The sequence below is a fragment of the Methanocaldococcus vulcanius M7 genome (assembly GCF_000024625.1).
Lineage (GTDB): Archaea > AGJL01 > Methanococci > Methanococcales > Methanocaldococcaceae > Methanocaldococcus > Methanocaldococcus vulcanius.
Map to the genome: position 1 here is coordinate 677,200 of NC_013407.1, position 12,987 is coordinate 690,186.

At 32.2% G+C, this 12,987-nt stretch carries 10 protein-coding genes; 4 read left to right on the forward strand and 6 right to left on the reverse strand.

The annotated features are described in order from the left end of the window. Position 1: 1 nt before the first annotated feature. The 3 genes from METVU_RS03515 to METVU_RS03525 form a co-directional block, all read right to left on the reverse strand. The gene (locus tag METVU_RS03515) at positions 2 to 1,438 is read right to left on the reverse strand and encodes a Ni/Fe hydrogenase subunit alpha (RefSeq protein ID WP_048196770.1); all 1,437 of its coding nucleotides are present in this window, start codon (positions 1,436 to 1,438) and stop codon (positions 2 to 4) included. Positions 1,439 to 1,465: 27 nt separating this feature from the next. Then, entirely contained in the window at positions 1,466 to 2,365 is a 900-nt protein-coding gene (locus METVU_RS03520; protein WP_015732795.1) for an NADH-quinone oxidoreductase subunit B family protein, read from the reverse strand. 99 nt (positions 2,366 to 2,464) lie between these two features. After that, positions 2,465 to 2,884 carry a hydrogenase iron-sulfur subunit gene (locus METVU_RS03525; RefSeq protein WP_048196772.1) on the reverse strand — a complete coding sequence of 140 codons (420 nt, stop codon included), beginning with the start codon at positions 2,882 to 2,884 and terminating at the stop codon, positions 2,465 to 2,467. A 323-nt stretch (positions 2,885 to 3,207) separates the two neighbouring features. Between METVU_RS03525 and METVU_RS03530 the strand changes: the two genes are divergently transcribed. The 4 genes from METVU_RS03530 to apgM all read left to right on the forward strand — a co-directional run bounded on the left by METVU_RS03530 (position 3,208) and on the right by apgM (position 7,626). Next, the gene (locus METVU_RS03530; protein WP_015732797.1) at positions 3,208 to 4,326 is read left to right on the forward strand and encodes a double-cubane-cluster-containing anaerobic reductase; all 1,119 of its coding nucleotides are present in this window, start codon (positions 3,208 to 3,210) and stop codon (positions 4,324 to 4,326) included. A gap of 166 nt (positions 4,327 to 4,492) precedes the next feature. Then, on the forward strand, positions 4,493 to 5,185 hold the full coding sequence (locus METVU_RS03535; protein WP_015732798.1) for a sugar phosphate isomerase/epimerase family protein: 693 nt from the start codon (positions 4,493 to 4,495) through the stop codon (positions 5,183 to 5,185). A gap of 53 nt (positions 5,186 to 5,238) precedes the next feature. After that, a complete protein-coding gene (locus METVU_RS03540) occupies positions 5,239 to 6,075 on the forward strand; it encodes a hypothetical protein (protein WP_015732799.1) in 837 nt (278 codons plus the stop codon). Positions 6,076 to 6,345: 270 nt separating this feature from the next. Beyond that, positions 6,346 to 7,626, forward strand: coding sequence for a 2,3-bisphosphoglycerate-independent phosphoglycerate mutase (gene apgM, locus METVU_RS03545; RefSeq protein WP_015732800.1), 1,281 nt, complete (start codon positions 6,346 to 6,348; stop codon positions 7,624 to 7,626). Positions 7,627 to 7,673: 47 nt separating this feature from the next. Here apgM and METVU_RS03550 read toward each other — a convergent pair whose 3' ends face one another. From METVU_RS03550 to topA, 3 genes are all read right to left on the reverse strand, one after another. Further along, a complete protein-coding gene (locus tag METVU_RS03550) occupies positions 7,674 to 8,849 on the reverse strand; it encodes a bis-aminopropyl spermidine synthase family protein (protein ID WP_015732801.1) in 1,176 nt (391 codons plus the stop codon). Between the two features lie 77 nt (positions 8,850 to 8,926). Further along, entirely contained in the window at positions 8,927 to 10,084 is a 1,158-nt protein-coding gene (locus METVU_RS03555; RefSeq protein ID WP_015732802.1) for a class I SAM-dependent rRNA methyltransferase, read from the reverse strand. Between the two features lie 33 nt (positions 10,085 to 10,117). Beyond that, a complete protein-coding gene (gene topA / locus METVU_RS03560; protein WP_015732803.1) occupies positions 10,118 to 12,904 on the reverse strand; it encodes a DNA topoisomerase I in 2,787 nt (928 codons plus the stop codon). Positions 12,905 to 12,987: the final 83 nt, after the last annotated feature.

Consider the following 12,987-nt stretch of genomic DNA (forward strand, 5'->3'; position numbering starts at 1 on the left):
ACTATCCCACTATCTTTTTTGATATTTTATTATTTTTATTTTGAATGATTTCTAAGGTTAGTTTATCCTCATTGTTAGTTTTTTTACCAATTATATGAGTTGCACAGGATAAACAAGGGTCATAAGCCCTAATAACCATCTCCATATAATTTAAAACATTTGGTTTTGCATCTTCTGGATTTTTGATATATTTTTCAGCTACTTTTCTTACTCCAATGTCCATGGCAGGGTTGTTTTGCACTGTTGCAACTATTAAATTAACGTCTGTTATTATCCCCTGCTCATCTGTCTTGAAGTGATGAATAAGGGTTCCTCTTGGTGCTTCTACACAACCAACACCTTCTCCTGTTATTTCATTTGGCTCAGCTCTGATGTCTGTATCAACGATCTTATCGTTTTCTAAAAGTTCTTTTACTTTTTCTGCGGAAGAGAGGATTTCAATTAATCTTGCATAGTTAAATAAGATAGGATAGTGGCACGGTTTTCCAAACGTGTCAATAAACTCTTTATAATATTTCTGTGCCAATGGAGTTGCCATTTTATCTGAAACATTCAATCTTGATAAGCTATTTACTCGATATATTCCATCTTCTGGACCTTTATCTTTTAAATATGGGAATTTTAAGTAGGAATATGGTCTAACTTCTTCAGCAATATATTGTAAATAATCTTTTGGATTGAATTCATATTCTACTTTTCCTTTAGGATTTACAACTCTTAACATTCCATCGTAGAGTTCATGAGTTCCTTTATTTACCATTCCCATGTGATAGGACTCAAAGTAGCCAATATCTAACAGGTTGTTTTCTTTTATATTTTCAATCAGTTTTTTTCCAATTTCAATGGACTTTTCCGCCAATTCGATAGCCCGATCTGACAGTTTTAATAGTTTATCCCTTTCTTCTTCTGTAAGTGGTTTTGACTGTCCTCCAACAACTGCTGTGGCAGGGTGAATTGCTCTTCCTCCAACGGTTTTGACTATTGTCTGCCCTATTTTTCTTAGTTCTATTGCCTCTTTTACAACTTCTGGATGTTCTTTTGCTATTCCCAAGATATTTCTTTTTAGAATATCATCCGTAGTTGGAAACATCAAGTCGGGGGCTGCTAAGAAATAAAAGTGTAAAGCATGGCTGTGTATGGTTGCTCCTTGATGCATTAAATTTCTTAGAAGTTCTGCTGTTTCTGGAATTTTTACATTGAATATCATGTCAACTGCCTTAGCACTTGCCAAATGATGAGATACTTGGCAAATACCGCAAATTCTTGGTGTATAGATCGGTGCATCCTCTATGTATCTTCCTTCTAAAAATTTTTCAAAGCCCCTAACTTCAACAACGTGAAAATGAACTTTATCCAAGTTTCCATTTTCATCGAAGGAGATCGTTATCTTTCCATGTCCTTCAACTCTTGTAATTGGCTCAACACTCAACTTTACCATCATATCACCAAATCACTACCTTGAATATCACTTGATCTTACCGGGTATTAAAGCACTTGGAAGTGTAAATTTGTAAAAACTCCCGATCTTGTCTTTTATTGAGTTTGGAAGTATTGTTGGATCGGTTTCTTTATCTTTATTCACTCCAAAGTCAGAACATAGGGCAGAGATCATCTTAGCCCCCTGATCTGTAACAACATCTGTCGCTCCATTGCAACCACTACATGGAACCCCTACTCTCGGACATGCAGCGTTGCATCCTGCTCTTGTTGCAACACCTAAGCAAAGATACCCCTGCTCTAAAAGACATCTTTCTGGATCTGGCTTTCCTTCGAATTTCCTTTTTATCTTTTCTATTGAAATTCCCTCATTGCTTTTCTTTCTTGGACACTCTTCACATAGATTTTTCTTTGGGAGTTCTGGTTTTTTACCTTCCAATAATGCACTTAAAACCTTTGCTGTGAGTTCTGGATCTGGAGGACAACCTGGGATGAAGTAATCAACATCTATAACCTCTGAAAGGGGCTTAACTCTTGATGTTAGTGGAGGAACTTCTTCATTAGGAATGATTCCTTCATCATTCTTTGTTGATAGGGTTGATTTATACACTTTTTCTAAAATTTCATCTTTTGAGTATAAATTTCCAAGTCCTGGAACTCCTCCAAACACTGCACAGGTTCCAAAGGCAATGACTATTTTTGCCTTTTTTCTCATCTCTTTTGCGATTTCTTCGTTTTCTTTATTTCTTATTCCTCCCTCTATCAATGCAATATCAATATCATTCGGAATCTCTTTAACATCCATCAATACTGGGCAATGGACAAGTTCTACCTTTTTTAAGAGAGTTAATAACTCTTCATGTAGGTCTAATAAGCTTATATGGCATCCAGAACAACATCCAAGCCATGTAGTAGCTAATTTTAACATTTAACCACCATTTTTTAGTTGGTTCAATTAATTTATTAACTTAATTAATTAAATTAATCCATTAATTATAATTTTTAAGTTTTAGTTTTAACTCTTTTGTTATTCCTTTAATTTTTCATTTAATTTTAAGGGTCCAAGGGATTTTATTGTGTTGTGGAACTCAATCATGGTTTTTTGGAATTTCTCTCCTTCTGAAGCAGAGATCCATTCAAATCTAAATCTTTCTGGCTCAATTCCAAACTCTGGCAATAGTTGCTTTAAAAAAATAGCTCTTCTTTGCCATTTGTAGTTTCCAGCATCGTAGTGGCAGTCCCCTAAGTGGCAACCGCCAACAAAAACGCCATCTGCTCCCTCTTTAAATGCTTTTAAAATAAGTGAGGGCTCGATTCTTCCAGAGCACATAACCCTTATTATTCTTATACTTGGAGGATACTGCATTCTCCCTACTCCTGCTGTATCTGCTCCTCCATAGGTGCACCAATTGCAACAAAATCCAATAATTTTCGGTTCCCATTCCATCCTTTCACCTATTAAAAAAACTAATATATACATTTCAATTTCCAATAAGTGTTTTTATTATCTACTATTTAAAAAATTCCATTTGATTTCAAATAGAAAATCTTATAAATGATATTAGTAAATCTTATATTGTATTTCCATATGATTGAACATATAAATTTATGGTATAAAATTTTGTTATAACTTCTTCCCAATTAAGATTTTAAAAATAATATTTTTATGGTCAAAACACTATCCTTTTAATGAGTTCTCAGAAATTAAGTGAGATAATATTAAAAAAACTAATACCTAACATACCGATTAAAAACATTAATGGTGAGAAGATGAAGACACAGGCAATTGAAAAGTTAATGCAAAAATTTGCAAATAGAAAAGAACAGCTCTACAAGCAAAAAGAAGAAGGAAGAAAGGTCTTTGGAATGTTTTGTGCATATGTTCCAATAGAAATTATTTTAGCAGGAAATGCGATTCCAGTCGGTTTATGTGGAGGAAAAAATGATACAATTCCAATAGCAGAAGAAGACCTACCAAGAAACCTCTGCCCTTTAATAAAATCATCTTATGGTTTTAAAAAAGCAAAAACCTGCCCTTACTTTGAGGCCTCTGATATAGTTATTGGAGAAACTACCTGTGAGGGAAAGAAGAAGATGTTTGAATTGATGGAAAATTTAGTTCCTATGCATGTAATGCACCTCCCTCATATGAAAGACGATGCCTCTTTAGAAATCTGGATTAAAGAAGTTGAAAAATTAAAGGAGTTGGTTGAAAAAGAAACAGGAAATAAGATAACTGAAGAAAAATTAAAAGAGATGGTTGATAAGGTAAATAAAATTAGAGAACTGTTTTATAAACTCTACGAGTTAAGAAGGGCTAAGCCAGCCCCTATTAAAGGTTTAGATGTTTTAAAACTTTTCCAATTTGCTTACTTATTGGATGTTGATGATACAATTGAGGTTTTAGAGGACTTAATTAAAGAGTTAGAGGAGAGAGTTAAAAAAGGAGAGGGTTATGAAGGTAAAAGGATCTTAATAACTGGATGTCCGATGGTTGCAGGAAACAATAAGATTGTCGAGATAATTGAAGAGGTTGGTGGAATAGTTGTAGGAGAAGAGAGTTGCACGGGAACAAGATTCTTTGAAAATTATGTTGAAGGTTATAGTATAGAGGATATTGCAAAAAGATACTTTAAAATCCCCTGTGCTTGTAGATTCAAAAATGATGAAAGAATCGAGAATATAAAGAGATTGGTTAAGGACTTGGATGTTGACGGGGTTGTTTACTACACTTTACAGTATTGCCATACATTCAACGTTGAGGGAGCTAAGGTAGAGGAGGCCTTAAAAGAGGGGGGTATTCCAGTCATAAGAATTGAAACTGACTACTCTGAGAGCGATAAAGAGCAATTAAAGACAAGATTGGAGGCATTTATTGAGATGATTTAAGTTTTTGATTAGTCCTTAAACACACCTTAGTATTAGTAAAATTATATTTTCATATTTAATAATTTTTTTAAATATTTTGTATAGGGGTTTTTTGTCCCGAGGTTATTATCTTTTCTAATATGCAATTTTATATATTTTAATTTCAATTAGTTAGTTATGTGATAGCATGATTGCAATTTGCATGCGTTATAAGGATAAATCCACCTTTCAAGATAAATTTAAAAATAAACTGGTGGATTGGGGACTACATTTCTACCCGAAAATTGTAAAAGAGAAAAATATCATTGGTTATCACGCTCCAATTTTAAATTTAGATAAAAAAGATAGTGTTTTTATATTAAAGAATATTATTCAGACCATAGATGGGTGTGGTTATTTAACAGTCCATTTACATAATGGAAAGAATAAAACAGTTAATAGGGACGATTTAATTGAAAATTTATCCATTGTTAATGATTTTGCAGATAAAAAAGGAATAAAGCTATGTATTGAAAATCTAAGAAAGGGATTTTCTTCAAATCCCGATAACCTAATAGATATTGCTGATGAGGTAGATTGTCATATAACATACGATGTAGGGCATATCCCTTACAACAAAAGATTAGAATTTTTGGAGATCTGTTCAGATAGGATTTATAACGCCCATATCTACGAGATAGAAATTAATGGGAAACACCTTCCTCCAAAAGATTTAAAAAATTTAAGGCCAATACTTGACGAACTTTTAAATATTAAGTGCAAATTGTTCTTAATTGAGTTAATGGAGATTGAATCGATTTTAAAAACTGAAAAGATGTTAATTGATTACTTTAATAGTGTCGATAACCACAACTTTTCTAATAAGGACTACAAAATTTAAGAGGAGACATTCCTCCATTTAACAAAGATAACAATATATTAAAGGGTGAGATTGTGATTTTTAATGATTTAAATGGAAATTTAAACTTTATAGATTTTAAGAAGTCATTTAACACTCTGGATCTTTCAGAGGATACTTTAAAGATCTTAGAGGAAAATGGTATAAAACAGAAAGATATTGCTGTTGGAGAGTTTTCCGGAAGAGATAGTGTGGCAGCAATAATAAAGGCAGTTGAAGATGGAAATCAGGTTATTTTACCAATAGTTGCATTCACGGGAACCGATTATGGGAATATTAATATTTTTTATAAAAATTGGGAAATTACAAATAAAAGAATGAAGGAAATTTCAAAAGATAGTATTTTATTGCCTTTACATTTTATATTCGAACCAAAACTTTGGAATGCCCTAAATGGACGATGGGTAGTTCTATTATTCAAAAAATATGGCTATTATAGCCCATGTATAGGATGCCATGCATATTTAAGAATAATAAGGATTCCAACTGCAAAACACCTCGGGAGTAAGATAATTAGTGGAGAGCGACTTCATCATAACGGAGATTTTAAAATTGACCAAATTGAAGAAGTTTTAAATGCTTATGAAAGAATTTGCAGGGAGTTTAACGTTGATTTACTTTTACCAGTTAGAGACATAAAAGAAGGAAAAAAGATCAAAGAGATCATTGGAGATGAATGGGAACAGGGAGAGAAACAATTTTCATGCGTGTTCAGTGGCAACTATCGAGACAAGGAAGGAAAAGTGATATTTGAAAAGGAAAAAATAGAAGATATGCTTAACAATTATATCCTTCCCGCATCTATTGAAATACTAAAAAAGGGATATGAAGGGAATTTTAACTACTTAAACATCGTTAAACAGATAATTTGATAATTTAAATTATTAATTAAATAATTAATCGGCATAACTATAAAAGTAGGAAAAACGGAAACATAGAATTAATAAGATACAACACCAAATTCTTTTAGTTTATTGTTAAATAACGTAGGTAATCAACAAAAATGCAATCTTTGAATTTATTTTAAATTAATTAACATATACATGTTATTTTCAATTTTTCATTTAATTAGTTTTAATTACTTCAAACTTATCCACATCCGAATTTAATCAAATTATTAATCAAATTAATCCAGGGATACAATGAGAGCGATTATAATACTATTAGATGGATTAGGAGACAGATCTTCTGAAATTTTAAATAATAAAACCCCTTTACAGTATGCTAAGACACCAAATCTTGATACACTCTCTAAAAAAGGAATGTGTGGGTTGTTAACTCCCTACAAGGAAGGGATCCCCTTAGGAACAGAAGTTGCTCATTTCCTACTGTGGGGGTATTCGCTACATGAATTTCCAGGAAGAGGAGTTATAGAGGCCTTAGGAGAGAATATCGAGATAGAGAATAATGCAATATATTTAAGGGCATCATTGGGCTTTGTGAAAAAAGATGATAAGGGATTTTTGGTAGTAGATAGAAGAACGAAAGATATAGATAAAGAAGAAATAGAAAAACTCATTAAAGAATTACCGACTTGTATAGATGGGTATGAGTTTGAACTATTTTACTCTTTTGATGTTCACTTTATATTAAAAATAAAAGAAAGAAATGGATGGATCTCTGATAAAATCTCTGATTCAGACCCGTTTTATAAAAATAGGTATGTTATGAAAGTTCAACCAATAAAAGAATTATGCAATGGAGAAGTTGAGTATAGCAAAGCGAAAGATACTGCAAAAGCACTTAATAAGTATTTATTAAATGTGCATAAAATATTAGAAAACCATAAAATAAACAAAAAAAGAAGAAAATCTGAAAAAATGCCTGCAAACTTTTTACTAACAAAGTGGGCATCAAGATATAAAAAAGTTGAAGATTTTAAAGAAAGATGGGGAATAAGTTCGGTTATATTGGCACAAAGTTCTCTTTTTAAAGGGCTGGCTAAATTTTTAGGTATGGATTTCATAAGAATTAACAGTTTTGAAGAGGGAATAGATTTAATTCCAGAATTGGATTATGATTTTATCCATCTTCATACAAAAGATACAGATGAAGCTGCCCATACTAAAAATCCAATGAATAAAGTAAAAGTTATTGAAAAAATAGATCAATCTATTGGAAAACTAAAACTCAGAGAAGATGATCTATTGGTGATCACTGCTGATCATTCCACACCTTCCGTTGGGGGGCTGATACACTCAGGAGAGAGCGTTCCAATAATAATCTTTGGAAAAAACATTAGGATTGATGATGTTGAAAACTTTAATGAAGTTAGTTGTTCAAAAGGGCACCTTCGCATTAAAGGAGAGGAATTAATGCCATTAATTTTAAATTATACTGATAGGGCTTTATTATATGGCCTAAGACCTGGAAAAAAATTAAGAAGATACATACCAAGTGATGATGATGTTGACATTCTTTAATCAAACTTTATTGTTATCATTAACTTTTATTTGTTATTTATTTGTTATTATTCCTTTATCTTCTCTCTTTTTATCATCTTAAACTTCTTTCCTCCACAACTACAAACCAGATCTTCAATTTTTTTAATATCTTTTCCAACTTTATAAACCTTTCCACATTTTAGGCATTTATAATACCTTACAACTGGTTTAACTAAGCCCGTGTATATGTTCTCTGTATCACCAATAACGGGCTTTAAATCTCTTCCGATTAATCTTGCAATGAATGTTGTATTGGCAATGATCTCACTACCCTCATAATAATTGAAGTTTGGAATTAACTCAGATATAACAAATCCCATATCAGTAATAGCTTTCTGAACTAAAAGCCACTCATTTATTGGTTTGTGGGAATAGGAGAGATACGCAATCCCATCCTTTCCTAACGCATCGATCCCTCTTGATAAGAACAGCTTCAATCCGTTAGTGGTGTAAGGAGGATCCGTTGAGATCACATCAAATCTTCCCCTCAAAGATGTTGGAATCGGTTTTCTTAAATCATGTTTTATGGTTTTTATCTCCACTCCTTCCTCTTTTGAGAATTTATTTATCAAGGTTAAAATCCTATCGTCAATATCAACCACTACAACTTCCTCAGGCATGTGCGTTAAAGCAGTTGGAAGAGATGTTAAATCATCATCTCCTACAAATAAAATCCTCTTTCCCTCAAGATCCCCTCTCTCATACATTAACGCAGTTCTATATGTTGCAGTTTCAGGTGTGGCAAACGATTGATCTATTGAAGTATCGACCAGTGGTCTTTTTTCTGCCCAAACTTTAACCTTATCTAAAATATTTTCAAAAAACTCATCTAAGACAATTCCTCTACCTTTGCATTTATCGCAAGTTAGAGATCTCTTATGTTTTAATTTTAAAAAATTTTCAGCAAATTTTATTCCCAACTCCGTTAGTTTAGCCCCCCTATTAGTTCTTTTTAACATTTTCTCTCTTTCTAAGAGCGTTCTTACCTTAGCCACTATTGGTAAAGGCAACCTCGTCTTTTGAGCGATCTTTTTTGTTGATATTGGTTGATGTCTATAAATAACTCTTATAATATCTTCAACTGCTCTCTTTCCCTCAGCAATATCTGCCTTTTTCGCAATGTTATCCAAAATTATTGGAAATTTCGCTTTTTCATCAATTTTTATATTGCCACTTTTTCCAATTTTACCTATAACTTTCATAATTTCACCAAGAATAAAAATAATACAAATGATCAATAATACTATCTTTTAATCTATATCTATAAAATTTAAAATCACTAAATACACTCTAAACTTAAAAATAAACACTTTAAATATTCAGTCCCTTTGGAAGTTATAGGATGATCTGGACTTTGAGAACCATATCTTACTATTTTAGCCCATTTCTTTGCCTTTAAGCAGGCATCTATAACTAATGCTTTAAAAGCATCCGGCTCTACTGGCTGAGAGCAGGAACAAGTGATCAACATCCTATCCGTTAACCTACTTCCCAACCTATTTAACATATGATAGCCCCTAATAGCGGACTTTAATGACTTCTTTGATTGGGCAAAAGCAGGGGGGTCTAATATAACGACATCAAACCTCTCTCCGTCTTCTATAAACTCTTCCATAATTTTAAATGCATTCCCTTCTATAAACTCATATTTATCCTTTGGAATATTGTTTAACTCCATATTCTCCTCAGCAGTTTTTAGGGCTTTTTTTGATAGATCAACTCCAACAACCTCTGCCCCTCTAATAGCTGCATGAACAGAAAAACCCCCAGTATAACAGCATACATCCAAAACCCTATCCCCCTCTTTTATAAACCTCTCAAGATATAACCTATTCTCCCTCTGATCCAAGAAAAAACCTGTCTTCTGCCCATCAAAGGTAACTTTAAACTTTGCCTCTCCCTCTTTAATAATGGTTTCTGTTTTCTCTCCAGCTAATATGCCTTCCACTTCCGGCAATCCAGCCCTCTTCCTATTTCTCCCAGAACTTTTTTCGTATATGCTATCAACTCCCAAATCTAAAAGAGTTTCAACAACGACATCTTTCATCTTCTCAATACCATAGTTAAATATCTGAACTGTTGCTATGTCGTTGTATTTGTCGATAACTAAGCCGTTCAGCCAATCTGACTGAGTATAAACCATCCTATATGTGTCTTTAAATCCTAATTTTAATCTGTATTCGTTTGCTTTAATTATCTTTTCCCTTATATAATTTTCATCTAAATCTTCCTTTCTCAAAGTCATTATTCTTACTTCTCTTGGATTTTTAAAACCTCTACCTAAAAATTTTCCTCTCTTTGAATAAACATCTACAACCTCTCCAATCTCAATGTCATCAAAGTCATTTTTATTTAAAATATTCTCTCTTGGGATAATTAAATTCCCTTTCTCTATTGCTGAATAGCCCCCAAAATCAACATACAGTTTTGTTGCCATATTTAATTCACCGTATTTTTATTTTTTTGTATTTTATGTTTTATCTTCTCCTTTTTTATTTTCCTTTTTTTCATTCTCTTTTAGTTTTTCAGTGTATTTACATTTTGGATAGTTAGAGCAACCAATAAACTTTCCAAACTTGCCTTCCCTAACAACCAAGTCCCCTCCACATTTTGGGCATTTTCCTACGATCTCTTTTTCTTTTTTATTTATTGGTTCTGTGTATTTACACTTTGGATAGTTTGAACAACCATAAAACGCTCCATAGACCCCTTTCTTTAAAATTAATTCAGCTCCACATTTTGGGCAAATCCTATCTTCTTCTTTAATCTCTACCTGCTTTAAAGGACATTCTGGATTTATGCATATCTCTCTATCTCCAATTTTTAAAATAGGAGATTTACAGGCATTGCAAACTTTGTTTGGAATCTTTATTCTACCTTTATCTGGGAGGGAATAGTTTACATCACATTCAGGATAGTTAGAACAGCCAACAAACCTGCTCTTTTTATGTCTTATTAAGATTAGATCTCCTCCACATTTAGGACATTTCCCAACGATTTTTGCTTTTTTGTTTGTAGCATCTAAGTTTTTAATAAGATAGGTTCCAACATCTTCCTCTTTTTCTTTAAACTCTTCTAATATTTTCCTTAATTTATTTTCTGCCTCATCTAAAACCTCATCCTTTTTAATCTTTCTAAACTGTATTTTTTCCAACTTCTCCTCTAAGTCCCTTGTCATCTTTTCATCAACAATCTCTGGGCAGAACCTTTTCAGTGTTTCAATTACTGAAATCCCTAAATCAGTTACTTTTAAAGAGCCGTCATCAACAACATAGCCCCTTTTTATTAATTTGTCTATGATCTCTGCCCTTGTTGAATTATGAACAACTATGTTGTTGGCAATAAAGTTTAAATATTCTGAGTTGATAATATCATAAACATATCCGTTGTAGTTGATTTTTCTAATATTTGAGATTGTTTTTGTAATAAAATCTTTATTATCTGTAAATGAGATAGTTTTCATACCTTTTTTCAAGTCATTGGCTTTAACGTATCTAAAATCTCCGTTATCATATATTAAAATTGGATGCTCTTCTGTTGCCTCAATAAAACTACCATCTTCAAATTCGATTCTATAGACGCTCTCATCCTTCTCTAATTTTCTCCTACTTATAAATTTAAAACTGCTCTCAACCTCATCTTTATAATTAAATGAGAAACATTTTATGTCTTTGTTATTTACTGCTAACTCAATATTTTTCTCTTTATATTTTTCATTTAACAACTCAAATAATTTCTCAATCTCCATATATTTGATTTCATTATCAATTTTAACTTTAATTAATGTCTTTGCTGTTAAACATTTAGTCCCAAGCCCTCTTTTCTCTAATTCCTTAATTATACTTGCAACAGTGTATCTCTTTGGTGGTTGTGTTTCTTTTCTTGTTATTGTTATCTTTTCAACTTTAATTATGTCATTTTTCTTTAATGGGGGCAATTCAATCTCATCAAATTTTGGGAAGTAATAAATTTCATGCCAGCCCTCTTTTACGGTTCTTGAACCAGATAATTTAAATTTCTCTCCTTTAATGTCAATTTTTACGTTTAAATATTCTCTCTCTGCATTATCCCAGAAAGCAGATAAAGTTCTTCTTGCAATTAAATCATAAATCTTCTTCTCTTTCTCTGAAAGTTCTTCTTTTGGAATATCTACTATATGTATGGCTGGATGTGCTGGATCATCTTTTTTACCTTCAACTGGTTTTAAATTCTTCTCTAATATTTTCTCAGCCCATTTTCCATAAATTGGATGATTCTTTATTATATTCAAAATATCTTCCAAATACTTTCTGTCTTTTGGAAGTTTTTGGCTTGATGATCTTGGATAGCTGATCAGAGCTCGTTCATATAATCTTTGAGCAATTTCTTGCGTTTCCTTTGGAGATATTTTAAAATAACTGTATGCCTCTCTCTGTAAAGTTCCCAAGTCAAAAGGTGGAAGTGGCTTTATCCTTCTTTTTGTCTTCTTTATTTCAACAACTTTGGCAGATTTTTCATCTTTTATTTTTTCATAAACACTTTTTGCTTCTTTTTCATCCCAAAATTTCTCCTTTTCATGAATAGCTTTTAAATTATCTTTTAATAGTGCTTCAATAACCCAGTATGGCTTAGGAATAAATTTTTTAATTTCCAACTCTCTTTCAGTTAAAAACGCTAATGCAGGACCTTGAACTCTTCCGACACTCATCGTTTTCCATCTATTCACAGCCCTTATAGCATTCATTAAAGCTCTCGACAGATTTATACCAAAATACCAATCTAAAATATGCCTACTCTCTCCTGCATCAACTAAGCCGTAATCAATCTCATCTGGATTTTCAAATGCCTTAACTATCTCTTTTTTTGTTAAGGATGAGAATCTCATTCTCTTTGCTTTTTCTCTTCCACAGCAGTATTTTAACGCATGATAACCAATTAACTCCCCTTCAATATCCCAATCTGTTGCTATATAAAATTCATCTGCCTCTTTTGATAGTTTTTTTAATGCCTTTATGTATTTATTAACATATTCTTTTCCCTTATCAACACTTGCAGGCACCCATTTTATATCAAAGATAGGATATTTTCCAAATTCATTATTTTCATTCTCAACCAAGGTGAAGAGATGCCCGACTGCACTTGCCACTATAATTTTTTTCCCGTCTCTTTCTAATTCATAGTATGGAACTCCATCAATGCTTTTTTTCTTTGGTTTTCCTAAAGCATTAGCTATCTTTTTAGCAACACTTGGCTTTTCACATATTATCAATGCAGTCATGATTCCACATTCGTTTTATTGACTTTAAATAACTTTATTATGAATTTGTGCTTCGATTTATTTATTATTAATGTTTGTTAATG